The following is a 25691-nucleotide window of genomic DNA, read 5'->3' on the forward strand; positions in this document are numbered from 1 at the left end:
ATGCATCTGCTGCGCACCACGCCGGGCGGCTTCGTCGACGATACGCAGGGTGTCGTCCGGATCGACCAGCAGCCGGCCGACATCGTGATCCTGAGTTCGGCCGACACGACGCTGTCGCTGCTTGCCAGCGTCGTGCCGCACCTGCCGGCCGGCTTCCCGAGCGTGCGGCTCGCGAACGTCACGTTCCTGCGGCAGCCGGCGTCGGTCGATTTCTACGTCGACGACGTGTTGCAGCACGCGAAGGCGGTCGTGATCGACCATCTCGGCGGCGAGGCGTACTGGCCGTACGGGATCGAGCAGGCCGTGTCGCTCGCGTCGAAGCGCGCGCAGCAGCTCGCGATGTTCTCGGGCGACCTGCAGGAAGACCCGAACCTCGTCGCGAAGAGCACCGTCGCGCCCGGCCTGTGCCGGCTGTGGTGGCGCTACCTGCGAGAAGGCGGCGTGCACAACGCCGAGGCGCTGCTGCGCAGCATCGCATTCCACACACTCGGGTTCGGCGACGAACCCGAACCGCCGCGCCCGTTGCCGGCCGCCGCGCTGTATCACCCGGCGCGCGACCGCGCGAGCGTCGACGACTGGCGGCCGCGCTGGACGCCGGGCGCGCCCGTCGTCGCGATCCTGTTCTATCGCGCGCACTGGCAGGCCGCGAACACGGCCGTGTTCGATGCGCTGGCCGATGCGCTCGTTCAGGAGGGGCTGAATCCGCTGCCGGTCGCGGTCACGTCGCTGAAGGATGCGGTGAGCCGCGAAGTCATCACGCAGCTCTGCGACACGCACGACGTCGCACTCGTGCTGAACACGACCGCGTTCGCGGCCGGCGCGATCGACAGCCCGGAACACGACGTGCTCGCCGGCGACGCGCCGGTATTGCAGGTGATCCTGTCCGGCGGCAATCGCGACGCGTGGGTGGCCGACAACCAGGGCCTGCATGCGCGCGACATCGCGATGCACATCGCGCTGCCCGAGGTCGACGGCCGGATCGTCACGCGCGCGGTGAGCTTCAAGGGGCTCGCGTACCGCTGCCCGCACACCGAGGTCGACGTCGTGCGCTACCAGCCGGACGCCGAGCGGATCGCGTTCGTCGCGGCGCTCGCGCGCGGCTGGTGCCGGCTGCGCACGCTCGACAACGCGACCAAGCGCGTCGCGCTGATTCTCGCGAACTATCCGCAAAGCGAAGGGCGGATCGGCAACGGTGTCGGGCTCGATACGCCGGCGTCCGCGCTGCGCGTGCTCGCGGCGCTGCGCGACGCGGGCTATGCGGTGGCCGACCTGCCGCCCGACGGCGACGCGCTGATCGCGCGGCTCACCGAAGGCGTGACCAACGACGCGGCCGTGCATGCGCTGCGCCCGGCCTTCCAGAGCTTCCCGCTGGCCGACTACGTCGCGCACTTCGCACGGCTGCCGGCGGCCGTGCGCGACGCGCTGAACGCACGCTGGGGCCCGCCCGAAGCCGATCCGACGCTGCGGCAAGGGCGCTTCACGATCGCCGGCTGGCGCGCGGGCAACGTGTTCGTCGGCATCCAGCCGTCGCGCTCGCGCGGCGAGAACGACTACGCGAGCTACCACGATGCGGATCTCGTGCCGCCGCATGCGTATCTCGCGTTCTATTTCTGGCTGCGCGATGCGTATCGCATCGACGCGGTCATCCACCTCGGCAAGCACGGCAACCTCGAATGGCTGCCGGGCAAGAGCGTCGCGCTGTCCGACGCGTGCTGGCCCGACCTGACCCTCGGGCCGCTGCCGCATCTTTATCCGTTCATCGTCAACGATCCGGGCGAGGGCAGCCAGGCGAAGCGCCGCGCGCAGGCCGTGATCGTCGATCACCTGATGCCGCCGCTCACGCGCGCGGAAAACTACGGCCCGCTGCAGGATCTCGAGCGGCAGGTCGACGAATACTACGAAGCGCTGATGGTCGATGCGCGGCGTGCGAAGCTGCTGCGCAAGACGATCCTCGCGACGATCGCCGAACACCGGCTGCACGACGAACTGAGCGTGTCGCCGCCGCGCGATGCGGGCGACGAGGACGCGCTGCTGACGCGCGTCGACGCGTGGCTGTGCGAACTGAAGGAAGCGCAGATTCGCGACGGGCTGCACGTGTTCGGCGTGTCGCCGGCCGGGCGCCAGCGGCGCGACACGCTGCTGGCGCTCGCGCGCTTTCCGGTCGGCGACGGCAAGGGCGCACGCGCAGGACTGATCGGCGCGCTCGCGCGCGATCTCGCGCTCGGCGACGATTTCGATCCGCTCGCGGCCGACTGGGCCGCGCCGTGGGTCGGCCCGCGACCGGCGATCCTGCAGGCGCTCGATGCATCGCCGTGGCGCCACGCGGGCGATACGCGCGAGCGGCTCGAACGGCTCGCGCAGCAATGGCTGGACAGGCTGTGTGCAGCCGACGGCAGCCATACGGGTGCGGAAGACGCGACGCCCCCCGGCGACTGGCCGCACACGCTCGCCGTGATCGAGCGCGTCCGCGCGACGCTGCTGCCGGCGCTCGACGCGTGCGGCGGCGAGGAAATGCGGCAGCTGCTGCGCGGACTCGACGGCCGCTTCGTGCCGCCGGGGCCGAGCGGCTCGCCGTCGCGCGGCCGCCCCGACGTGCTGCCGACCGGCCGCAATTTCTACTCGGTCGACACGCGCGCGGTGCCGACGCAGGCTGCGTGGACGCTCGGCCTGAAATCCGCGCAGCAGCTGATCGAGCGCCATCTGCAGGATCACGGCGACTATCCGCGCGCGATCGGGCTGTCGGTGTGGGGCACGGCGACGATGCGCACGGGCGGCGACGACATCGCGCAGGCGTTCGCGCTGCTTGGCGTGCGGCCGAAATGGGCGCACGGCAGCCACCGCGTGACCGACTTCGAGATCCTGCCGATCGAGATCTTCGACCGGCCGCGCATCGACGTGACGCTGCGCGTATCGGGTTTCTTCCGCGACGCGTTCCCGAACCTGATGCATCTGTTCGACGCAGCGGTGCAGGCGGTGGCCGCGCTCGACGAGCCGGAGGAACTGAACCCGATCCGCGCGCGCATCGAGCGCGAACGCGCGAAGTGGGTCGCACAGGGCGTGGCGCCGGACGAAGCGCGGCGCCGCGCCGGCTGGCGCGTGTTCGGCGCGCGGCCGGGCAGCTACGGCGCGGGCCTGCAGGACCTGATCGACCAGCGCCGCTGGCAGACCGACGCCGATCTCGCGGAGGCGTACCGCCAGTGGGGCGGCCATGCGTATGCGCAGAACAGCGCGGGCGACGCCGCGGCCGACGTGTTCGGCGAGCGGCTCGCGACGATCGACGTGGTCGTGCAGAACCAGGACAGCCGCGAGCACGACATCCTCGATTCGAACGACTACTACCAGTTCCAGGGCGGGATGACCGCGGCGGTGCGGCACCTGTCCGGGCAGCAACCGAGCATCTACCATGGCGACCACGCGAACCCGGTCGCGCCGAAGATGCGCACGCTGCGCGAGGAAATCGCGCGCGTGATCCGTTCGCGTGTCGTCAACCCGAAATGGCTCGACGGCGTGAAGCGCCATGGTTACAAGGGTGCGGCCGAGCTGGCGGCGACCGTCGACTACCTGTACGGCTATGACGCGACCGCGCGCGTGCTGTCCGACCACCAGTACGCGCTCGTCGCCGACGCGTACCTGTTCGACGACGCCACCCGCGCGTTCCTCGAACGGCACAATCCGAAGGCGCTGCACGGCATCTGCGAACGCTTCGTCGAGGCGATGCAGCGCGGCCTGTGGCAGCAGCCGGGCGACTATCGCGAGCGAATCGAAACGGTCTGGCTCGACAGCGAACAACTCCAGGAAGGGGGACGGCGATGACCGATCCGACGACGCACCGCGCGCGCGCGGTTTTTCCGTTTGCGGCGCTCGTCGCACAGGACGCACTGCAGCAGGCGCTGCTGCTCGCCGCGATCGACCCGTCGCTCGGCGGCGTGCTCGTGAGCGGCCCGCGCGGCACCGCGAAATCGACCGCCGCGCGCGGCCTCGCCGAGCTGTTGCCCGAAGGGCAGTTCGTCACGCTGCCGCTGTCGGCGAGCGACGAGCAGGTGACGGGGACGCTCGACCTCGCGCATGCACTCGCCGAAAACGGCGTGCGCTTCCGGCCGGGCCTGCTCGCGCGGGCGCATCTCGGCGTGCTGTATGTCGACGAGGTGAACCTGCTCGCCGACGGGCTCGTCGATACGCTGCTCGACGTCGCCGCGAGCGGCGTGAACATCGTCGAACGCGATGGCGTGTCGCATGCGCACGACGCGCGCTTCGTGCTGGTCGGCACGATGAATCCCGAGGAGGGCGAGCTGCGTCCGCAACTGCTCGACCGCTTCGGCCTGATGGTCGAACTGGAGAACTGCTTCGACGCCGCGCAGCGCGAGCGGATCGTGAAGGCGCGGCTTGCCTTCGATCTCGATCCGGAGGCGTTCCGCGCGCGCCACGCATCCGCGCAGCGCGCACTCGGCGAACGGATTCACGCGGCGCGCGCACGGCTGGCGACGCTCGATTTCGGCGATGAAGTGCATGCGCACGTCAGCGCGCTGTGCATCGACGCGGCCGTCGACGGGCTGCGTGCCGATCTCGTGATGTTGCGCGCGGCGCGCGCGCTCGCCGCACTGGAGCAGGCCGATGCGGTGACGGTGTCGCATGTGGCGCGCGTGGCCGAAGCCGTGCTGCGGCACCGGCGCCATGCCGGTACGCCGCCGTCGTCCGGCGCGTCGCAGCCGGATCATGCACGCGACGACCGTTCGCCGCCGGATGCGCGCCAGCAGCCGGACGATCAACCGGCCACAAGCGGAAACGGCGCCGCCGTCGCGCAGGGCGACTGGGGTTACCTGCGGCCCGAGCCGGCGGGGCTGCGCGACGTGAAAAGCGTGGTGCCGCTGCCGCTAAAAAAACACTGAGCCATCGAGCCGGCGCCGCCGCGAACGCCGTTCGCGGTCCTCGATGGCAGCCAGGCGCAGCCGCGCGCGTGCCGGGCACGGCGCGCACCGGCACGGCCGTCGCATGGCCGGCGACGTTCGCCGCGAAGCGCGGCGATCCATTGCATCGCGGCCATCTGCGCTTCCGGAAGCGGGCGGGCGCACCGGATGCACTGCATTGCTTCGTGCTCGACTGTTCGGCGTCGATGCTGTCGCACGAGCGGCTCGCACTGGCGAAGGGGCTGATCGTCGCGTATTTCGACCAGGCCGCGCGCGATCGGGTCGAAACCGCGCTGATCTGTTTCGGCGGTGACGGCGCCGCGCGGCGCTTCGGCCCGGCCGTGCCGCGCTGGTGGAATGCGCGCTGGCTCGAACCGGTCGACGGTGGCGGCGGTACGCCGCTCGCGGACGGCATCGCGGCCGCCGCGCAGTTGCTCGCGCACGCGGCGCGGCGCGATCCGGACAAGCAGCGCTGGCTGTGGGTGCTGTCCGACGGACGCACGCGCGAGATGCCGGCCAAACCCGCGGCGGCCGATCACGTCGTGTTCGTCGACTTCGACGATGCGGCCGTGCGGATCGGGCAGGGCGAGCGGCTGGCCGCCGCGTGGGGCGCGCAGTGGGTGACGGCCGACGCGCTGTGCACCGGCCGCACCGGCTGATCGCCGGCCGCGGTGCGCTATGATCGCCGCTTCTGCTTCTGCCCACTGGAAAAAACCGCCATGCAAGTACTGGTCGATGCCGACGCGTGTCCCGCCGTCATCAAGGACATGCTGTTTCGCGCCGCGCGTCGTGCCGAAATCCGCGTGACGCTGGTCGCGAACCAGTTCCTGCGCACGCCGCCATCGCCGTTCATCAAGGCGGTGCAGGTGCCGGCCGGCTTCGACGTGGCCGATGCGCGGATCGTCGAGCTGGCGGAAGCCGGCGACCTCGTGATCACCGCCGACATCCCGCTGGCCGCCGCCGTCCTCGACAAGGGCGCGCATGCACTCGATCCGCGCGGCAACTGGTTCAGCCGCGAGAACATCGAGGAACGCCTGTCGACGCGCGCGATGATGGACCAGTTGCGCAGCGCCGGGATCGACACGGGCGGGCCGTCGCCGTTCAGCGCGCGCGACGGCAAGACGTTTGCATCGCAGCTCGACCGGTTCCTGGCCCGGCACGGCAAGCCTTGAGGTCGGGGACAACGGCCGCGCGTCGTGATCGTCCCGCGGCGGGGGAACACCCGCACGCCATGCGTCGCCATGCCGCACCGTTGAATCCGCATCGAATCGCGTTCATCACCCGGGCCGGGATGCACGTTTGCACCGACGCTGCTATCGTGGCGCAAACGACAACCCAACCCAGGAGCGCACGCGTGACACCGACCCAACTTCTCGTTCCGACCTTCACCCACATGCTGCGCGCACAGACCGCGTGGCTCGACAAGGCCGCTGCGCACCGGCAGGCTGCGGGCGACGCGCCCGACGCGGCGATGACGTTGAAGCTGGCGCCCGACATGTATCCGCTCGCGGCGCAGGTGCGCTTCTCGTGCTTCCAGGCCATGGAGCCCATCCACCGGCTGCGTGGCGAACCGTTGCCGGCTGCACTGCTGGCCTTGCGCGAGGCGGGATGGAATGCGGATGCGCAGCCCGGCTCGCTCGCCGATGCGCAGGCGATCATCGCCGGCACGCTCGCATTTCTCGGCGAACTCGCGCCGGACGCGCTCGACGGCGGCGGCGCGCTGCCGATCGCGCTCGAGCTGCCGAACGGAGTCGCATTCGACATGACGGGCGAACAGTACGCGCGCGACTGGGCACTGCCGCAGTTCAATTTCCACGCGATCACCGCTTACGCGATCCTGCGCCACCATGGCGTCGAACTCGGCAAGGCCGACTACGTGTCGCACATGCTCGCGTACGTCCGGCCGGGCACGATTCCGCAAGGTTGAACCTCGCAGCGACATGACACGGGCACTCTTCATCTGCAGCCGCAACCGGCTGCGCAGCCCGACGGCCGAAGCGGTATTCGCCGCGTGGCCGGGTGTCGAAACCGATTCGGCGGGCCTCGCGCCCGATGCGGACACGCACGTGTGCGCCGAGCAGCTCGACTGGGCCGACGTCGTGTTCGTGATGGAGCGCGCGCACAAGACCAGGCTGGCCGCGCAATTCGGTACGCATCTGCGGCACAAGAAGGTCGTCTGCCTCGACATTCCCGATCGCTACACGTACATGCAGCCCGAACTCGTCATGCTGCTCGAACGCAAGGCCGGCCCGTTCCTGCGCACGTGACGGGCGCGGGCGGGATCGACGTCAGCGCAGCCGGCCGTTCGCGATCGCCGAAAAACAGTCGAGCCGCAGCAACTCGATGATCTTGCGCGTCGGCACGCTCGCCCGGAGCGTGTCGAGCCGGTCGACGGTGAACCACTTGCAGCGGGCGATCTCGTTGCTCGCGCGCGGCGTCAGGTGCGCCGGCACGTCGGCCACGAACACGTGGTGGAGCTTCGTCAGCCCGCCGAACTGCACCGCGTAGTCGAGTGCGAGCCCCTCCAGCCGTGTTTCCTCGGCAAGCTCCCGCAGTGCGGCGTCGAGCGGCGTCTCGCCGCGCCGGATCGTGCCGCCCGGCAGCGACCAGCGCGACGCAGTGCGAGCGACCAGCAGCACGCTGCCGTGCTGGCGACACACGATCGTGGCGCGTTCCTTGATGACGGCGAGGGTGTCCGGCCCGGTACTCATGTTCGGCAAAACAGGTGCTGAATCGTGGAGAAAGTGCGCGTCGGCGGCGCGTTGCCCGGCCGCGGGCCGCGACGGCTTGCAGGCAGCCGCAGCGATCCTACCGGTCGTTCATGACAGTTCCGTGCACGGCGTCGCGCAACGGGCGCCGGGTCATGTGTGCGTATAGATCCCGTTGCGCGTCGGCTTCACGTGGCGCGGATGGCGGCGCTTGTGAACGGCACGCCGATGGTGAGGCGGCGGGCTCGCGTGCCGTGCGGCCGGCGCGGCGGCGTGCGGCGCTCCCCCCGGCATCTGCGTTTGCCCCTCGCCGAAGTGGTACGTCTGGGTCTGCGCATGTCCGACACCCAGCGTCGACGCCAGCACGAAGGCCGCGAGCAGCATCCGTTTCATGAATAGTCCGCCTGAATTTTTCGAGATAGAGGTTTCCCGCCAGCTTAGCGAAAGGCGGGGCGCCATCGCAACCGGCCCGTGGTCGGTGTCGTCCCCACTTGCACACGGCGACGTCTTCCGCACGGTCTCAGGGTGCCGCCGGGGTTGACAACATAATTCCCCAGTGTGAATATAAATTCACATACAAGAATTATTCGTCGAATCCGGACGGTCGCGCCGCAGGCGCCTGGCCTACCGGAACCGGCAGTCCGATCAACCGGAACCAGGAGTGGGACGCATGGCGGAACACGAGCAGCAGGGCGCGCTGGCGGGATTGCGCATCATCGATCTGTCGCGGGTGCTGGGCGGCCCGTACGCCACGCAGATCCTTGCCGACCACGGCGCGGAGGTGATCAAGGTCGAACCGCCGTCCGGCGACGAAACGCGCACGTGGGGGCCGCCGTTCGACGGCGATACCGCGTCGTACTTCCTCGGCGTGAACCGCAACAAGCTCGGCATCGCGCTCGACCTGACGCAACCGGCCGACCGCGAGCGGCTGCTCGACCTGCTCGACGACGCGGACGCCATCGTCGAGAACTTCAAGATCGGCACGATGGAGCGCTGGGGGCTCGGTTTCGACGCACTGCATGCGCGGTTTCCGCGCCTCGTCCATTGCCGCGTGTCGGGCTTCGGTGCGGACGGCCCGCTCGGCGGGTTGCCTGGCTACGACGCGGCCGTGCAGGCGCTCGCGGGGCTGATGAGCGTCAACGGCGAAGCGGGCGGCGCGCCGCTGCGGGTCGGCGTGCCGATCGTCGATCTCGTCACCGGGCTGAACGCGGCGCTCGGCGTGCTGATGGCGCTGCGCGAGCGCGACGCGAGCGGCCGCGGCCAGTTCGTCGAAGCGACGCTGTTCGACTGCGCGCTGTCGATCCTGCATCCGCACACGCCGAACTTCTTCCATTCGGGCAACGCGCCCGTGCGCACCGGCAACGCGCATCCGAACATCACGCCGTACGACAGCTTTCCGACGGCGAGCGTCGACATCTTTCTCGCGGTCGGCAACAACGGGCAGTTCGCGGCACTGTGCGACGTGCTCGGCACGCGCGACTGGCCCGGCGATCCGCGTTTCGCGGACAACCGCGCGCGCAGCGCGAACCGCGCCGTGCTGCGCACGCTGCTCGAAACGGCGCTGGCCGCGCACGACGGCGCGGCGCTCGCCGAGCAGCTGATGCGCCGCGGCGTGCCGTGCGCGCCGGTGCTCGGGCTCGATGCGGCGCTCGATCATCCGCATGTCGCGCATCGGGAGATGAAGGTCGAGCTGGGCCGGCATCGCGGCATCGCGTCGCCGATCAAGCTCGGCCGTACGCCGGCCACGTACCGGCGGCCGCCACCCGCGCTGAACGAACACGCGGCGCAGGTATTCGCCGACGCCGGCACGACCGGCTGCAGTACCGAACGCGATAACGACCGCGATAACGCCCCGCGCCGGAACTGACCGGCATCGCGGCCGCCGGCGCGTACCGCGCGACCGGCGGCGCTGTCCCGCACGACCATTCGAACCCCACGCCGGGCCACCCACGGGCGCACCGGCTGAAGAGGAGACGCATCATGCTTGCATGGATCGGCGCGATCGCCATCGTCGCGCTGTTCGGCCTGATCATCACGAAGCGGCTGTCGCCGCTCGTCGCGCTGATCGTCGTGCCGGTGGCCGCGTCCCTCGCGGCCGGTTTCGGGCTCGCGACCGGCAAGTTCATCGTGCACGGCGTACAGAACATCGGCCCGATCGCCGGGATGTTCGTTTTTGCGATTCTTTTTTTCGGTATCCTCACCGACGCCGGGATGCTCGACCCGATCATCGCGGGCGTGCTGCGCGTGATCGGCTGCCATCCGCCGCGCATCGTGATGGGCTCGGCGCTGCTCGCGCTGCTGATTCACCTCGACGGCTCCGGCGCCGTCACGTTTCTCGTCACGCTGCCCGCGATGATGCCGCTCTATACGCGGCTCGGAATGGATCGGCGCATCCTCGCGTGCGTCGCGTCGATGGCGGCCGGCGTCAATTTCCTGCCGTGGGTCGGGCCGATGCTGCGGGCGTCGGCGGCGCTGCACATTCCCGGTTCCGCGATCTTCATGCCGATGATTCCGGTGCAGATCGTCGGGCTCGTGTTCGTATTCGGCACCGCGTACGTGCTCGGCGTGCGCGAGGCGAAACGCCTCGGGCTCGATCGTGCCGGCGCGGCGCCGCTCGAGATCGCACCGCGTGCGCTGACCGATGCCGAGCGCGCGTTACGCCGGCCGGAACGCTTCCGGATCAATCTCGCGCTGACGCTCGTGGTGCTCGTCACGCTCGTGTCGGGCATCGTCGACCCGATGGTGATGTTCATGCTCGGCACGGTCGCCGCGCTCGTGATCAACTACCCGGACGTGCAGGCCCAGCGCGAGCGGATCGACGCGCATGCGAAGGCCGCGCTGATGATGGCGAGCGTGCTGCTCGCGGCCGGCGCGTTCACCGGCATCATGTCCGGCACCGGGATGCTGAAGGCGATGGCGGACGTGGTGGTCGCGCACGTGCCGGTCGAGCATGCGCGCCACATGCCGTTCGTGCTCGGGCTGCTGTCGATGCCGCTCAGCCTGCTGTTCGACCCCGATTCGTTCTACTTCGGCGTGCTGCCGGTGCTCGCGGAAAGCGCGAAGCTGCTCGGTGTGCCGCCGATCCAGATGGCGCAGGCCGCGCTGCTCGGCCAGATGACGACGGGGTTCCCGGTGAGCCCGCTCACGCCCGCGACGTTCCTGATCGTCGGCCTGACCGGCGTCGAGCTCGCCGAGCATCAGAAATTCACGATTCCGTTCCTGTTCGCCGCCACGGTGCTGATGGTGTTTGCCGCGGTGATCGTCGGCGTGTTTCCGTTGTGAGCGCCCCAGGCCTGCCGCGTCGTGCCGGCGCTCCGACGGGGCGATCCCGCGAGGGAACGTTCCGCTGGGCGCACCCCCTGGCGCCGCCTGGCATTTTCTTCAGAGCGGCGCGGCCGCTCGGCCTTTTCCCGGAGAGCCATCCATGCAGTTCGACCTGACCGACGACCAGCGCGCAATCGAAAGCGCGATCGAGAAAATCTGTGCGCGCTTCGGCGACGACTACTGGCTCGAACGCGATCGCGCGGGCGGATTTCCCGCCGACTTTCACGCGGCGCTTGCCGAGGCTGGCTGGCTCGGCATCGCGATGGACCCGGCACACGGCGGGGCCGGGCTCGGGATGACCGAGGCCGCGCTGATGATGCGCACGATCAGCGCATCGGGTGCCGGCCTGTCGGGCGCGTCGGCCGTCCACATGAACATCTTCGGGCTGAACCCGGTGCAGGTGTTCGGCAACGACGCACAGAAGGCGCGTTTCCTGCCGCCGCTGATCGCGGGGCGCGACAAGGCGTGCTTCGCGGTGACGGAACCCGATGCGGGCCTCGACACCACGCACTTGAGCACGCAGGCCCGCCGCGACGGCGACCACTACGTGCTGAGCGGGCGCAAGATCTGGATCTCGACCGCGCAGGTGGCGAACAAGATGCTGATCATCGCGCGCACGACGCCGCTCGACCGGGTCGCGAAGCCGACCGACGGGCTGAGCCTGTTCTACACCGATCTCGACCGGTCGCGCGTCGAGGTGCGCGAGATCGAGAAGATGGGCCGCAAGGCGGTCGATTCGAACATGCTGTTCATCGACAACCTGCGCGTGCCGGAAGGCGACCTGATCGGCAACGAAGGCGACGGCTTCCGCTATCTGCTGCACGGGCTGAATCCGGAGCGCATCCTGATCGCGGCGGAGGCGATCGGGCTCGGGCAGGCCGCGCTGCGCCGCGCGACGCAGTATGCGTGCGAGCGCGTCGTGTTCGGCCGGCCGATCGGGCAGAACCAGTCGATCCAGCATCCGCTCGCGCAGGCGTGGATGCAGCTCGAGGCCGCGTGGCTGATGGTGATGAAGGCCGCGACGCGCTACGACGCGGGGCAGCCGTGCGGCGCGGAAGCGAACGCCGCGAAATACCTCGGCGCGGAAGCCGCGTTCCAGGCGTGCCAGACGGCGGTCGCGACGCACGGCGGGATGGGCTACGCGAAGGAATACCATGTCGAACGCTACCTGCGCGAGTGTATGATTCCGAGGCTCGCGCCCGTGAGTCCGCAACTGATCCTGTGCTACATCGCGGAGAAGGTGCTCGGGCTGCCGAAGTCGTACTGACCGTACCGACCCGGCGGCCGGCCCGGTGCGCGGTTTCCCGTTCCGATTCAAGCGCTCGTCATGGACGTCAAACTCGTTGCCCGCACGCTCGACCTGTTCGAGCTGTTCGCCGCCGAACGGCGGCCGCTGCCGCTCACCGAACTCGCGCGCCTGCTCAATGTGCCGGCGTCGAGCTGCCTCGCGATGGCGCGCACGCTCGTGAGCCGCGGTTACCTGTACGAAGTGCGCAGGCGCGGCGGCTACTACCCGACGCGCCGCCTGCAGACGATCGCCGCGGCGATCGACGCGACCGACCCCGTCGTCGACATCGTCCATCCGCATCTCGTCGCGCTGCGCGACGCGAGCCGCGAGACGGCCGTGCTCGGCAAGATCCAGGGCGTGTCGGTCACCTACCTCGACGTCGTCGAATCGGAGCAGGCGATCCGTTATACGCGCGAGCCGGGCGAACTGCGCCCGCTGCATGCGAACTCGATCGGCAAGGCGATTTTCGCGGAACTGGCCGGCGACGCGCAGCAGGCGCTCGGCGCGCAGTTGCCGTTCGAGCGCTTCACCGACGCGACGGTGACGGACCTGCCCGCGCTCGTCGCGCAAACCGCCCGGTTTCGCGAACTCGGCTGGGCCGAGAACTTCGGCGAGAGCGCGCCCGAGCTGTCGGCGATCGCGGTCGCGCTGACGCTCGACGGCGACTGGTACGGGTTGTCGGTGGTCGGGCCGTCCGAGCGGATCCGCCAGCATCGCGATACGCATGCGGCGCTGCTCGTCGACGCGAAGGCCAGGCTGCTCGCCGAGCACGCGCGCGGCTGACGGCGGGCGCACCGGAGGAGGGCCGGCAAGCGAAGCGGGCCGTCCGCCGGCGACCGGGCCGCGATCGCCGTGAACGGCCCCCGATGCGCGTGCGGGCCTAGCGACGGCCGATCCGCGGCATCACGATTTCACCCACACACCGCCCGCACTCGGGTTGTCGCCTTGCGTCCACCATTTCGCGCAGTATTTCGCGCCCTGGTACATCACGCAGGTGCCGCCTGAATACGCGGTGGTCGCCGACCACGTGGCCGTGCCGCCGCCGACCGGTTTCCACACGGCGGCCTGGCCGGGCACGTCGCCCTGCGTCCACCATTGCGCCTGATACGTCGTGCCCTGGTAGGTGACGGTCGCGCCGGCCGTATAGACCTGGCCGGCCGCCCAGGGCGCGCCCGGTTGCGGCGTGCCGCCGTCCGAGCCGCCGCCGTAGTTCGGATCCTGCGTGACGCCCGCGCCCCACTTGCCGTCGAGCTGCTTGAAGATCGTCGCGAACGCGTACGGCTGCTGCGCGACGCCCGAACAGGTCGGCGACGCATAGGTGCCGCCGGACGGGCACGCCTGGTCGCGGCCGACCGACCAGTTGCCGAAGAAGCCGTAGCCGTTGGCGACCGCCGCGTTCAGCACGCTCTGCGCATTCGCGAGCGTGAAGGTTTCGCCCTGCACGTCGTTCACGCCGATCATCGGCGTGACGCCGACCATCTGCCAGAGCTGGGCATGGGTCTTCGGCTGGCCGGCCGACTTGAAGGCCGTATCGAGTTGCGCGTACAGCGCCTGCGCGGCGCTGATCGCGGCCGCCCCCATATCGATGTTCGCGGGGCCGTAGTCCATCGCCATCACGTTCACCGCATCGAACACGGCCTTGTTCGAGATCGCCGCGTTGACGACGTTCAGGCCGTCCTGCGTGAGCCCGGTCGGCATCGTCGGCAGCGTCAGCGTGACGTGCAGCGGCTTGCCTTTCGCCGCATAACTCGCCTGCAGCTGGGCGACGGCCTGGAAGTTGCGCGCGACCGCGGCCGTGTCCAGCTGCGACGCGCCCTCGATGTCGAAGTCGATGTGCGTGAGGCCGTACGTGTCGATCACGGTCTGGTACGCGCCCGCCAGCGCGGGAACCGTCGAGCATGCCTGCATCAGCGGCGTGCCGTTCGCGCCGCCGAACGACACGGCGACTTCGCCGCCTTTCGCGCGATAACTCGCGATCGACGTCGACAGCGCGGTCAGCAGGCCGCCGCTCGCGCCGTTGCCGATCGGCTGCACGCCGCCCCACGACGGCGTACACCCGTTGCCCGCGACCACGAACGCGAGCGTGAACTGCTGGATGCCTTGCCGGACGCCGATCTGGTCGACGAGCGGCGTCGGATAGAGCGTCACGTCGACATAGGGCGCATAGACGCCGGCGCCCTGGGACACGCTCGCCACGGCGAGCAGGCAACCCGCGGCAAGCGCGCGCGGGATGAAACGCGGCAACACATTGTTGTGCATTGTGTTCTCCAAGTGGAAGAGGGATACGCTGGCCCGCGTATCGCCGCCGGTCGGGCGACCGGGCATGCCCGGCCGGCGGCGTGCCCATCTTGGAGGATTCGCGTCGAATAGTGAATGCTTAGTTGTTCTTTTTGTTATTTGATTCCCGATACGTAACGATCTTGCCGATTCGACATCGTTCCGTCATGCATCGGGCGTGGAGCGGGACAAAATTGCCGTCGATTTCGACATGAAATCGACGCTTTCGACGCCCCTTGATGGCCGCCTCAAGCATGTAATCACGTGTAATCGCTTTCGACGCATGCGCGGCATAACGTTGTCTTCGAGCGAAGTGCTTTCGCGCGAGGCTCACTCACTCACGACGTCACGTCGTTCCAACCATCAGGAGCTCAACATGCTGGAAAGAATCGTAGCAAAGCAGGCAGTCGGAAGCGTTCAAGGCGGCAATCAGGATTCCTGGATCAACCCGCCTTTCAATGCCCAAATCACGTTTCCGGGCACGTTTTCGACCGCTCCCATCGTGGTCGTGACGGCCCTCCAGGACCCCAACGACGCATCCAGTTATCCGGACACGTTCTCGGTGACGGTGACCAAGGTCACGACGACCGGATTCAACGTCAACATCACCCGCGAAGACAGGGTGTTCCCCAACTACTCGGGCAGCGACTGGGGGCAAAACCTCTACGTTTCGTATATCGCCGAAGTGCCGAGCCAGTAAAACCCGAACCGGAATCACGCGGCCGCTGCCTCTTTCCAACTGCGCCGGTTTCACCGCCGGAAGTTTGACGAGGCAGTTCCGGCGGCCGGCCAGCCGCAGCCATTCACTGCGGCTGGCCGCCATCGGCGTCGCTCGTTGCGCCGCATGCTCCGCGCAGGTTGTTTGCGCAGGCGAGGGCGGTCGAGGCGGTGACGGTGCGTTGCTGGACCCAGGACCCAGGGCTCACGACGCAGATCCCGCGATCCTGGCGCCGCAAAGGATCGCGCTCGAAAGCCGGCACGCTGGCCTTCCAATGAAAGAGGCCGGCATCGACGGCACGCGGGAGCGCTCGAATCGGTCGGGCAGACCCGCTACGCCCAATGTCCGGGGTATCCGCCGACCGTCGCCATCTGTCCGTCGGGTCGATCGATTCGGAATTCCAACATTGGCTCGCGGCACGCCAAGGGACGGGGGCACGGGTGCATCTGCGCCGCTCGCGGCCCCGCCATTTTCGTCAGGAAAGTCGAAACATGACAAGCACTCTACACATTCCGGCCGGCTACTTGACGCTCGGCCTGGACTCCACCGGCGCTGTCGTCGAACTCATCGATTCGCGCAGCGGCCGCAACTACATTTCGCCCGGGAAATCCGTCCCGCTCGTCAGGCTCGTGATCAACGGCGTACTGGCGAAGCCCGCCGGCGTCCGATGGTCGTCCGCCGACAACACGCTGTCCTTCGTGAATGATGCCGGCCTCGCATTCGAGGTCGACGTCCGCGTCCTGCAGAAAAACGGCTACGCCACCTTTGAAGTCACCCGCGTGTCGACCGATCCCGCTTCCGACGTTCAGACGCTGCTGTGGGGGCCGTTGCCTGTCGCGATCAACCAGACCGTCGGCGAAGCCGCGGGCGTGGTGCGAGACAACGAATTCGCGATCGGCCTCAAGCCGCTCAACGACCGCACCGAAGGCGCGTGGCCCAAGGAATATCCGCAATACGGCTGGGAAAGCGACGTCATCCCCAATCCTTACAACGTGGACGTGGCGGCGCTGGAGCCGTGGTGCGCGGCGGCGAAGACGTCATGGGGGGCCGTGCTGCGCGCCTTCACGTTCGACTATACGCGCCGGCGCGACCGGCTCAATCCCAATGGCTATCCGATCCCGCTCGGCCCGCTCGACAGCGCAGGCTCGGTCATCGGATCGAAGATTGCGCTGTACGGCAGCGCACCGGAGCTCGTGACGACCCTGTTGTCGTTCGTTGCCTCGGGTGAAAACCTCCCGTATCCGACCCAGAACGGCCAGTGGCAGAAAGTGGCGCAGGCCAGCGGCCAGTCGTCTTTCGTGCTGGACGATCTCGACACCGGCAATGTCGGCAAGGCAGCCCGATTCGCCAGCAGCGCGGGAATCAACTACATCTACTCGCCACGGAATTTTCGCGGCCCCTGGAAATACACCGGGCATTATCAGTTCGACTTCACCTTCGGCGACAGCGACAGCGGAGCCGAAAAGCTGGTGGAAGCGGCAAAGGAGTACGGCGTCCGCGTCGGCGTCCATACCATGTCGGACTTCATCAGCGTCGGCCAGCCCACCTCCATCGATCCCTACGTTTCGCCGCCTGCGGATCCTCGTCTGGCCTTGGGCGGTCAAGCCGCCTTGTCCCGGCAGTTGAGCATGACGAGCACGATGCTCTACTTGAGCGGATTCGCGCCGGTGCGGGACGGGATCAACGAGCAGATGCTGCGTATCGGCAACGAGTTCATCTCGTTCAACGCGGTCCAAAGGGGCGTCACCGAATGGCAAGTCAGTGGACTGACCCGAGGCCAGTGGGGCTCCGTCCCGGCCGAAGCCGCGCGTGGCACGCCCGTTGCGAGGGTGATCGTGAATTCGTACGGCGGGGCCATCGGCGGCCTCGGCATCATCGACGAGATCGCCACCCGGCTGGGCGCCATCAGGAACAACGTCGGCATCCGGTCCCACTCCTTCGACGGGGTGGAATCCGCCAGCGATACCGGCTGGGGCAGCTTCGGCATTGCCCGGTTGATCAACGGCACCTACGCCGCCCAGACCGGGCACGACGGATACATCAGCGAGACGAGCCGGATGACCTCGAACGCATGGGACACGCTGACCCGCGCGAGCTGGTCCAACCCGGACGTGGATCAGCTGTACCGCGACAACGCCTTCTACCAGGCCAACTACCTGCCGGGCATGCTTGGATGGTTCGATATCACGGGCGTCTCGTTGACCATGATCGAAACCAGGCTCGCACGCGGCGCGGCGCTCAACGCCGGCATTGGCTTCCAGAGCACGGTGGCATTCCTGCTCTCGGCAGAGTCGACGCCGGATATCCTCGACAAGATCAAGCAGTGGGAAACCGCCAGGAATCTCGGCGCGTTCACCGAAAAGCAGAGGGCCGCGCTTCGCGACCAGACGACCTCGTGGACCCTGAGCGCCGTCACCCCCGGGCAACGCTGGTCGTTGCAGCAGGTGAATGCCGACGGCGTCCCGATCGGCGCTCCGCAGACCGTATCGGCACCCACACCGCAACTGGGCCCCGCCGTCCTGCCGGTCGCCACTCAAGGCGCGCTCTACGGAGCGAAAATCACGACGAATACGCCTGCGACCGTCCGCTTCACGGTGACCAACGGGGGTTTGCCCCCAGGCCTCCAGTTCAATCAGGATACGGGCGGGATTATTGGTACGCCGAGGAAGACCGGGCGGTACACGTTTACCGTCACGGCCACGAATGACGGAGGACTGGCTGACGCGCGAGCGGTTTACACCATCGTGGTGCAGTGAGGTATCGAGCAGCCCTCATCGATTTCGCAGGCGAGCGCGCCGGCATTCGGGACGCGCGTCGCGGCGGCAGTGCGGCGCGCGTCATTCCGGCGATACCCGCGGCATTCGGTGAGGGCGATCAACCGTTCCGGCGAACGTGATCGGTACGGAAGAGGGTGGCGCGCGGCCGGAACACCGAAACCACGGGGAAGGTCGGTCCGGATCGCTTGACTCGCATCAAGCCGATGCGGGCTGCACAAGCGAGCGCGCGAGTGCGACGAAGCGTTCGACGCACGCCGACGCAAACGGCTCGCCCCACGACACGATCTGCTCGACCGCGCGCGCGCCGGCGAGCGGCACGTACACGACACCCGGACGCTGCAGCGTCGCCGTGAAGCCCGGCACGATCGCGATGCCGCGTTCGGCGGCCACCAGCGACACGAGCGTCGTGATCTGTGCCGCGGTCGCGCCGATGCGCGGCGCGAATCCGGACTGTGCGCACAGGTCGTCCAGTGCCGCGGCCAATGCCGAGCCGTAACCCGGCGGAAAAGTCACGAAGGTTTCGCTCGACAGCGCCGCGACGTCGACGCTCGCGCGGCCGGCGAGCGGATTCGCGGCCGGCACGGCGGCCACGAGCGGTTCACGCGACACGACGAGCGACGCCACCGGCACGCCAGGCGCGTCGCCCCATGCCCAGCCGAAACCGATGTCCATCGTGCCGTCCGCGATCTGCCGGTGCTGGCTGGCGGTCGCCGCCTCGCGGAACGCGAATTCGACGTCGGGCATCGTGCGGCTCGCGGCGCGGATGACGTCCGGGAACGTGTCGGACATCGGAATGGCGCTCGCATAGCCGATCACGATTCGTCCGGCGATGCCTTGCGCGAGCTTGCGCGCGCTCGCCTCGGCCTCGGTGGCCGCGCTGACGACGTTGCGCGCCTGTTCGAGAAACGCGGCGCCTGCCGGCGTCAGCCGCACCGCGCGCGTCGAACGCTCGAACAGCCGCACGCCGAGCTCGCTTTCCAGCGCGGCGATATGGCGCGTGAGCGGCGGCTGCGCGACGCGCAGGCGCAATGCCGCGCGGCCGAAGTGCAGTTCGTCGGCGACGACCACGAAATAGCGGAGGCGGCGCAGGTCGAGCATTGTTGTCGTTCCGGTATCAATCGCGATGAAAACGGTATTGGCGTGCGCACGGCGCGCTCGTCAGACTGTCGGCATCGACGACCAGGCAGCTCCGATGAACGACAGGACCACGCGCATCGCGTTCTTTCTCTGCGGCTTCGCCGCGTTTCTCAATCTGTATTCGACGCAGGGCATCCTGCACGAACTCGCGGCCACCTTCGGCGTCAGCGCGGAGCGCGCGGGGCAGGGCGTGAGCGCCACCACGACGGCCGTCGCCATTATCGCGCCGTTCGTCGGCGTGCTGGCCGCGCGCATCGAGCGGCGCATCGCGATCTCGCTGGCGGCGATGGCCGTCGCGCTGCCGGTCGTGTGGTCCGCGCATGCGGCAGGTTTCGCGTCGTTTCTCGGCGCGCGCTTTGCCGCCGGCCTGGTCATGCCGTTCGTCTTCGCGCTGTCGATCGCGTATATCGCCGAGCGCTTCGATCGCGGCGTGTCGGCCGAGATCAGCGCGCTGTTCGTCGCCGGCACGACGCTCGGCGGTTTCGCCGGGCGCTTCGCGACCAACCTGATGACGTCGATGTGGGGCTGGCGGCATGCGCTCGACGTCGTCGCGGCGCTGTGTCTCGTCACGGGCGTCACGATCTACGCGAGCCTGCCGGCGTCCGGTGCGATCGCGCGGCGTGTCGAACCCGACACGGAGGCCGGTGCGGGGCCGGCCTGGCGCATCGTCACGCGCGGCCCGCTGCTCGCGTCGTTCGCGATCGGCGCGTGCGTGCTCGCGTCGCAGGTCGCGACGTTCACGTTCGTCGGCCTGCGCCTGGCCCGCGCGCCGTTCGGCTTCGGCACGGTCGGGATCGGCGCGATCTATGCGGTGTTCCTGGTGGCGGTGGTCGTGACGCCGCTGGCAGGGCGCCTCGCGCGGCACCGCGGCCCGCGCGCACCGGGGCTCACCGCGGCCGCGCTCGCGATCGGCGGAGCGCTGCTCACGCTGTCCGACCACGTGCCGGTGATCCTGGCCGGTCTCGCGCTCGGCTCGACCGCCGTGTTCGTCGAACAGGCGTCGGCCAACACGTTCATTTCGCAGGCGGCGTCGAGCGCGCGCTCGACGGCGATCGGCATCTACCTGTCCTGCTATTACTTCGGCGGCAGCCTCGGCTCGATCCTGCCGGTGCCCGGCTGGCACCGGTGGGGATGGGCAGGCTGCGTCGCGTTCGTGGTCGCTGCGCAGGCCGTCGTCGGCGTGCTCGTGTACCGGTTCTGGGGGGCGGGCGGCACGGCGTATGCCGGCGCGCACGGCGTCAGGCCGGCGCGCTGACCGGGTTCAGCGATACCAGCGCGGCGTATAGACCCACTCGCGACCCTCGCCGATCGCGAAGCGGCGCGTCGTCGACGAGCCGACGATCACCATCGTGCGCATGTCGACCTGGTCGCTGCGCAATGCACCGAGCGTCGTCGTCGCGAGCGTCGCGCCCGGCCGGCCGATGTCGCGGCCCAGCACGACCACCGTATCGGCCGTGCGATGCGCGCGCACGACATCGAGCGCGCGATCGAGCTGCCACGGCCGCGCGCGCGAGATCGGGTTGTAGAACGCCATCACCAGATCGGCTTGCGCCGCATGCCGCAGGCGCGTCTCGATCACGTCCCACGGCTTCAGGTTGTCCGACAGCGAGATCGCGCAGAAATCGTGGCCGAGCGGCGCGCCGGCCTGGGCGGCCGTCGCGAGCGACGCCGAGATGCCGGGCTCCACGCGCAGGTCGACCGCGGCCCAGTGCGGGTCGCGCGCTTCGTCGAGCGCCTCGAGCACGGCCGCGGCCATCGCGAACACGCCCGGGTCGCCGGACGACACGACCGCGACGCGCCGGCCCTCGGCCGCGAGTTCGAACGCATGGCGCGCGCGCTGCATCTCCTCGCGATTGTCGGTGCCGTGCACGCGCTGGTCGTCGCGGAACGGGCCGGCCATGTTCACGTAGGTGGTGTAGCCGAGGATGTCGGTCGCGTCCGCGAGCGCGGCGCGCGCGGCCGGCGTGAGCCACGCGGCGGCGCCCGGGCCGAGCCCGAGCACCGTCAGGCGGCCGCGCGCACGGCCGAGCGTGGCGGGATCGACCGGATGCGACGCGACCGCGCATGCGATGCCGTTCGTCGTGGCCCGCAGCGTGTGCGCGACACGCAATGCGCTGCCGAGCAGCGCGGCCGCGTCGGCCGGTGCGCCGCCGTCACCGTCGCCGTCTGCATCGACGAAACGAAGCGGCACGTCGAGCGTGTGCGCCGCATCCTCCAGCGCGGCATCGCCGATCGCCGCTGCGGGCGCCACGATGGCCGCGAGCGCCAGCCGGGCGAGCCCCTGCGCGTCGAGGGACGCCGCGATGCGCGCCGCGAGCGCGCCGTCCGCGCGAATAGCGTGCGCATCGACGCCCACCACCACGCTGCGCGGATGAATCACGAGCTCGTCACGCGTGCCGCGCCAGGCTTCGGGCGTCACGCGGATCGCATGCGCCGCGGCGTCGTCGCGCGGCAACGCGACATCGTCGAGCCACGGCGCCGCGCCGTCGATGCGCGTCGACGCACCCGCGAGCAGATCGGACACGAAGCGCTTGCCCTGGGCGAGATCGGCGAGTGCATAGCCTTCCGGCGGATTGAGCACGCACGCGCCGAAGCGCAGTTCGCCGCTCGTCGTGATCGCCGGCGCGACGCCGACGCAGGCAGCGATTTCGCGCGCCATCACGTTGACGCCCGTCAGCCCGCCGAGCAGCGGCACGACCGCCGAACCGTCTTCCGCCACCGCGAGCACGGGCGGTTCGACGCCCTTGTCGGCAAGCGCCGGAGCGATGCAGCGGATCACGATGCCGGCCGCGCACAGCGCGACGATCGGCAGGCCGCGTGCATAGAGTTCGCGCAAGTGCGCGCCGAGATCGTCGAACGGCACGTCGGCGGCGACGCGCGATGCGAGGCCGTGCACGCGCGCCCCCGGATAACGCGCCTGGATGCGCCGCGCGGTATCGAGCGCACCCGCGCCGAGGATCACGATCGCGGGCGGGGTCGTCATCCTTGCCATTTTTCCCCCGGCACGACGAGCAGCGAGAAATACGGCGACGCCATCGGATCGACTTCATCGAGCGGCACGATGCGCTGGCTTGCCATCGTCGCGCGCTCGACATACAGTGCGCGCTTCGCGAGCCCCAGCTCGTCAAGCACGCGCCGCACCTTGTCGAAATTGCGGCCGAGCTTCATCACGACGGCCGCATCGGCCTGCGCGAGCCGCGTGCGCAACTCGTGCTCGGGCAGCACGCCCGACAGCACCGACAGGCTCTGGTTGCGATAGACGAGCGGCTGGCCGAGCACGGCGGTGCCACCGAGCATCGCGCATACGCCGGGGATCACCTCGGTGTCGTAGCGCGGCGCGAGGCGGTCGTGCAGGTACATGTACGAGCCGTAGAAGAACGGGTCGCCTTCGCAGATCACCGCGACGTCGCGCCCCGCATCGAGGTGCGCACCGACGACCCCGGCGGCCGTGTCGTAGAAGTCGGCGATCACCGTCTCGTAGCAGAGCGGCGGCGGCAGTGCCTCGGTCGTCACCGGATAGACGAGCGGCAGTTGCGTCTGCCCGTCCCGCAGGTGCGCCTCGACGATGCCGTATGCATTGCCTTTCTTGCCCTTCGCGACGAAATACGCGACCACGGGCGCGGCCTGCAGCACGCGCAGCGCCTTGATCGTCATCAGTTCGGGATCGCCGGGGCCGACGCCGACCCCGAACAGGCGTCCGCGCGCGGTCGTCATTCGACCTCCGTCGCGAGTGCGTTGACCGCCGCAGCGGCCATCGCGCTGCCGCCGCGGCGGCCGAGCAGCGTGACGTACGGGACGCCGCGGCTGTCGGCATCGAGCAGCGCCTTCGATTCGGCCGCACCGATGAAGCCGACCGGGAAACCGAGGATCAGGGCGGGGCGCGGCGCGCCGGCGTCGATCATGTCGAGCAGGTGGAACAGCGCGGTCGGCGCATTGCCGATCACGACGACGCTGCCGGCGAGCTGCGGACGCCACAGTTCGAGCGCGGCGGCCGAACGCGTGTTGCCGAGATCCCGCGCGAGATCGGGCACTTCCGGCTCGCCGAGCGTGCAGATCACGCGGTTGGCGGCCGGCAGCCGCGCGCGCGTGATGCCTTCGGCGACCATGCGCGCGTCGCACAGGATCGGCGCGCCGGCCGCGAGCGCCGTGCGGCCCGCCGCGCCGGCACCGGCCGAGAAGCGCAGGTCGTAGACGACGTCGACCATCCCGCACGCATGGATCACGCGCACCGCGAGTTTCTCGAGGTCGGGCGGAACCTGCGACAGGTCGGCCTCGGCGCGGATCGTCGCGAACGACTGGCGGTAGATTTCCTGCCCGTCGCGAATGTAGTCAAGCATCGGTGGTGTCCTGGCTGTGCCGCGCGCCCGTCAGTCGGGCCGCGGCCTGGTCAATCGTCAGATGGCGCGCGAGCGGGGCGCCGAGGCCCGCGGCCGCATCGCGCCGGTAAAGGTCGTAGTGCGCGGGCGCAACCGCGACGAGCGTGTGCGTCGCGGGATGCGGCAGCGCGCAATGGCGCTCGCAGCCGGTCAGGTGCACGTCGACCGCATGGCCGATGCGCGCGGCGAGCGCGAGCGCGTCGTGTTTCGTGTCGGCGCGCGCTTTCGCGCAGCCCGCGCTGCCGGTGCACGCGACGAGCGACGCCAGCGGGTCGGACGACGCGCGGACGAGGCCGAGCGACGCCAGCGCATCGAGCGTGGCCGGCGCGCGTTCACGCGGGACGCGATGCATGAACACGCCTTGCCAGGGCGTCATCGACAGCGTGCCGTCGCCGTCGGTTTCGGCCAGCGCGGCGAGCCGTTCCAGTTGCGTGGCGTCGAGCCGGCCGAGCGGGAATTGCGCGCCGACGTGGCAGCGCGCGACATCGCGCGACGGATGTACGCCGAAACGCAGCGCCGGATCGGTGCGCGCGCGGCGCCAGCCGGCGAGCGCCGGATCGGCCGCAAGCGCGAACGGCACATAGTGCTGCGCGCGTTCGAGCAGCGCGCGTTCGCCGCAGGTCGCGAGCAGGGCACGCATCCGCGTGACGTCCGCCGGCGCGAGATCGAGGAACGCGAGCAGCAGCGCGCGGACCAGCGCGACACCTTGATCGGGCGCGACATCGACCGAGGCCGGTCGGTCGTCGTGCGCGACCGGCGGGCAGCCGGCCAGCCCGGCCGCGATGCGCACCGCACCGTCGCCGCGACGCCATGCGGCGAGCCAGATGTCGTGCGGATGATCGAGCGCCGCAACCGATTCGCCGCCGTCGAGCTGGATCGAGAATTTCGGCGACAGCTCGCCACGGCGCGGCTCGCGCGCCAGCATGTCGAGGAGCGGCGCGGCGAGCGCGCGGCTGTCGACGAGGGCGGCGGGGTCGTCGCCGGCGAGCGGGCTGAGCATCAGGTTGCGGACGTCGTCGCTCGCGGCGAGCGCGGCGGTATCGGCGACGGCATCCGCGGTGGCGTCGACGGACGGGCCGAGGCCCGCGTCGAGCAACGCGCGTATCAGCGCGTCGGCCGCGCCGTCGCGAATGCCGCGCAGCTGGAGATTCGCGCGATTGGTCGCGTCGATCGCACCGGAACCGCAGGCACGCGCGGCGGCGGCGATCGCACGCGCCTGATGCGCATCGAGGCGGCCGCCGGGCAGCTTGATCCGGCACAGCCCGCCGTCGGCGGCCGCGACCACGCGCACGAGCCCCGGGCAAGCCGACGGGCGCACGACGGGCGACGCAGGAATCGAATCGGGGGCGGAACTCACGGGGTACCGGGGCAGTGTCGCGCCGCGGCCAACGCGTCGGTACACCCCGCCCGACGCCGACTGGCACGCACGCACTTTCTGGCCGGCAGGTCTCCTGGCTGACAGGTCGGCGCCGGCTCCCGGCCTTCCCGGTGAAACCAGTGGCATGAGGGGGAGATCGGCTCGCTGTCTACAGTTGCGGGGGCAGCCACAGCGGCGCGTGGGGCGCCCTGTGTTCCCTCTTCGGCCCCGAAGGGCACCGGCGAACGAACGGCCGTAGGATACCCGATTTTCGCGACGATCCGGCATCGGCGGTACGTCGCGCAACCGCGTCGCAGCATGGCCGCAGACGGTTTTGCGCTGTCTCGCAAATGGTAGGATTGGCGCCTCGACATCAGATCGGCGACCGCCGGCATCCGCCATGAAACTCGGCAGGACGGAACTGTTCGGCATGGGCGTCGCACTGGGCCTGCTGGCCATCCCCGCATGGGTCCTGCTCGCGTGCGTGCTGATCCCGCTTGCACCGTCGGCCGAGTGGCCGAAGAATGTCGGGCTCGCCGGCCTCGGCGTGCCGATCGTCGCGGGCGGCACGCTCCTGTACAGGAAAAGCGGGGCGCGGCCGCTCATGTGGCTGCTGCTCGGCTGGCTGCTGATCGCGTCGATCGGCGGCATGGTTCTGGCCTTGCTGACGTTTGTCGTCGGCGTGCCGCTCGGGTGACGTCGCCGCTGCATCGCACCGAAGGGCGTGCGTGGCGCGAAAGCGGATCGGGATCAGCAACGGATCAACGCGCGGCGCTCCGGCAGCCGCGCATCGCAACAAACGGGATGGAATCGAACGATGGGGAA

At 69.7% G+C, this 25691-nt stretch carries 22 protein-coding genes and 1 riboswitch; of the genes, 14 read left to right on the top strand and 8 right to left on the bottom strand.

Annotated elements, in window-relative coordinates; genetic code table 11:
- The 6 genes from cobN (at position 1) to ACTJLD_RS01900 (ending at position 7171) form a co-directional block, all read left to right on the top strand.
- Entirely contained in the window at positions 1–3813 is a 3813-nt protein-coding gene (gene cobN, locus ACTJLD_RS01875) for a cobaltochelatase subunit CobN (RefSeq protein ID WP_440657823.1), read from the top strand.
- Entirely contained in the window at positions 3810–4886 is a 1077-nt protein-coding gene (locus tag ACTJLD_RS01880) for an ATP-binding protein (protein ID WP_440657824.1), read from the top strand. The genes cobN and ACTJLD_RS01880 overlap by 4 nt, the downstream gene beginning before the upstream one ends.
- Before the next feature lie 68 nt (positions 4887–4954).
- Entirely contained in the window at positions 4955–5563 is a 609-nt protein-coding gene (locus ACTJLD_RS01885; protein WP_440657826.1) for a vWA domain-containing protein, read from the top strand.
- A 60-nt stretch (positions 5564–5623) separates the two neighbouring features.
- Positions 5624–6076, top strand: coding sequence for a YaiI/YqxD family protein (locus ACTJLD_RS01890; RefSeq protein ID WP_091921313.1), 453 nt, complete (start codon positions 5624–5626; stop codon positions 6074–6076).
- 182 nt (positions 6077–6258) lie between these two features.
- Complete coding sequence (locus ACTJLD_RS01895) at positions 6259–6831, top strand: DUF1993 domain-containing protein (RefSeq protein WP_027787423.1); 573 nt, start codon at positions 6259–6261, stop codon at positions 6829–6831.
- 13 nt (positions 6832–6844) lie between these two features.
- On the top strand, positions 6845–7171 hold the full coding sequence (locus ACTJLD_RS01900; protein WP_027787422.1) for a low molecular weight protein tyrosine phosphatase family protein: 327 nt from the start codon (positions 6845–6847) through the stop codon (positions 7169–7171).
- 21 nt (positions 7172–7192) lie between these two features.
- Here ACTJLD_RS01900 and ACTJLD_RS01905 read toward each other — a convergent pair whose 3' ends face one another.
- Together ACTJLD_RS01905 and ACTJLD_RS01910 are read right to left on the bottom strand one after the other, a co-directional pair.
- Positions 7193–7615 carry an NUDIX hydrolase gene (locus ACTJLD_RS01905; RefSeq protein WP_059710208.1) on the bottom strand — a complete coding sequence of 141 codons (423 nt, stop codon included), beginning with the start codon at positions 7613–7615 and terminating at the stop codon, positions 7193–7195.
- Between the two features lie 150 nt (positions 7616–7765).
- The gene (locus ACTJLD_RS01910; RefSeq protein ID WP_301827246.1) at positions 7766–8005 is read right to left on the bottom strand and encodes a hypothetical protein; all 240 of its coding nucleotides are present in this window, start codon (positions 8003–8005) and stop codon (positions 7766–7768) included.
- Positions 8006–8282: 277 nt separating this feature from the next.
- On the opposite strand from ACTJLD_RS01910, the gene ACTJLD_RS01915 reads away from it, so the two are divergent.
- From ACTJLD_RS01915 to ACTJLD_RS01930, 4 genes are all read left to right on the top strand, one after another.
- Positions 8283–9479 (top strand): CaiB/BaiF CoA transferase family protein, encoded by a 1197-nt coding sequence (locus tag ACTJLD_RS01915; protein ID WP_440657830.1) that lies wholly within the window; start codon positions 8283–8285, stop codon positions 9477–9479.
- A gap of 113 nt (positions 9480–9592) precedes the next feature.
- On the top strand, positions 9593–10894 hold the full coding sequence (locus ACTJLD_RS01920; RefSeq protein WP_060084866.1) for a CitMHS family transporter: 1302 nt from the start codon (positions 9593–9595) through the stop codon (positions 10892–10894).
- Between the two features lie 142 nt (positions 10895–11036).
- Positions 11037–12203, top strand: a complete 1167-nt coding sequence (locus tag ACTJLD_RS01925) for an acyl-CoA dehydrogenase family protein (protein ID WP_021160073.1) — start codon at positions 11037–11039, stop codon at positions 12201–12203.
- A gap of 60 nt (positions 12204–12263) precedes the next feature.
- On the top strand, positions 12264–13007 hold the full coding sequence (locus tag ACTJLD_RS01930) for an IclR family transcriptional regulator (RefSeq protein WP_124544980.1): 744 nt from the start codon (positions 12264–12266) through the stop codon (positions 13005–13007).
- Positions 13008–13127: 120 nt separating this feature from the next.
- Here ACTJLD_RS01930 and ACTJLD_RS01935 read toward each other — a convergent pair whose 3' ends face one another.
- Positions 13128–14483 (bottom strand): chitinase, encoded by a 1356-nt coding sequence (locus ACTJLD_RS01935; protein WP_060205523.1) that lies wholly within the window; start codon positions 14481–14483, stop codon positions 13128–13130.
- A 229-nt stretch (positions 14484–14712) separates the two neighbouring features.
- On the opposite strand from ACTJLD_RS01935, the gene ACTJLD_RS01940 reads away from it, so the two are divergent.
- Entirely contained in the window at positions 14713–15201 is a 489-nt protein-coding gene (locus ACTJLD_RS01940; RefSeq protein WP_440657833.1) for an H-type lectin domain-containing protein, read from the top strand.
- Positions 15202–15710: 509 nt separating this feature from the next.
- Positions 15711–17975: an Ig domain-containing protein gene (locus tag ACTJLD_RS01945; RefSeq protein WP_334004463.1), complete on the top strand. Its 2265-nt coding sequence runs from the start codon at positions 15711–15713 to the stop codon at positions 17973–17975.
- A gap of 216 nt (positions 17976–18191) precedes the next feature.
- Here the strand turns inward: ACTJLD_RS01945 and ACTJLD_RS01950 are convergent, their stop codons facing one another.
- On the bottom strand, positions 18192–19094 hold the full coding sequence (locus tag ACTJLD_RS01950; RefSeq protein WP_440657835.1) for a LysR substrate-binding domain-containing protein: 903 nt from the start codon (positions 19092–19094) through the stop codon (positions 18192–18194).
- 94 nt (positions 19095–19188) lie between these two features.
- Between ACTJLD_RS01950 and ACTJLD_RS01955 the strand changes: the two genes are divergently transcribed.
- The gene (locus ACTJLD_RS01955) at positions 19189–20388 is read left to right on the top strand and encodes an MFS transporter (RefSeq protein ID WP_321839716.1); all 1200 of its coding nucleotides are present in this window, start codon (positions 19189–19191) and stop codon (positions 20386–20388) included.
- 6 nt (positions 20389–20394) lie between these two features.
- Here the strand turns inward: ACTJLD_RS01955 and cobJ are convergent, their stop codons facing one another.
- Genes cobJ through cobG form a run of 4 tightly spaced genes read right to left on the bottom strand, consistent with a single transcriptional unit; the run spans position 20395 to position 24827 of the window.
- Positions 20395–22116, bottom strand: a complete 1722-nt coding sequence (cobJ, locus tag ACTJLD_RS01960) for a precorrin-3B C(17)-methyltransferase (protein ID WP_321839714.1) — start codon at positions 22114–22116, stop codon at positions 20395–20397.
- Entirely contained in the window at positions 22113–22847 is a 735-nt protein-coding gene (locus ACTJLD_RS01965) for a precorrin-2 C(20)-methyltransferase (RefSeq protein WP_027787411.1), read from the bottom strand. The genes cobJ and ACTJLD_RS01965 overlap by 4 nt, the downstream gene beginning before the upstream one ends.
- Positions 22844–23470 (bottom strand): precorrin-8X methylmutase, encoded by a 627-nt coding sequence (locus ACTJLD_RS01970; RefSeq protein WP_136470542.1) that lies wholly within the window; start codon positions 23468–23470, stop codon positions 22844–22846. Before ACTJLD_RS01970 ends, ACTJLD_RS01965 begins: the two co-directional genes overlap by 4 nt.
- A complete protein-coding gene (gene cobG / locus ACTJLD_RS01975; RefSeq protein WP_440657953.1) occupies positions 23463–24827 on the bottom strand; it encodes a precorrin-3B synthase in 1365 nt (454 codons plus the stop codon). The genes ACTJLD_RS01970 and cobG overlap by 8 nt, the downstream gene beginning before the upstream one ends.
- Positions 24828–24933: 106 nt before the next feature.
- A riboswitch (cobalamin riboswitch) is annotated at positions 24934–25124 on the bottom strand.
- Between the two features lie 142 nt (positions 25125–25266).
- Here cobG and ACTJLD_RS01980 point away from each other — a divergent pair.
- Positions 25267–25563 carry a hypothetical protein gene (locus tag ACTJLD_RS01980; protein WP_059700241.1) on the top strand — a complete coding sequence of 99 codons (297 nt, stop codon included), beginning with the start codon at positions 25267–25269 and terminating at the stop codon, positions 25561–25563.
- Positions 25564–25691: the final 128 nt, after the last annotated feature.

Source organism: Burkholderia sp. 22088 (assembly GCF_052045915.1).
GTDB lineage: Bacteria > Pseudomonadota > Gammaproteobacteria > Burkholderiales > Burkholderiaceae > Burkholderia > Burkholderia cepacia.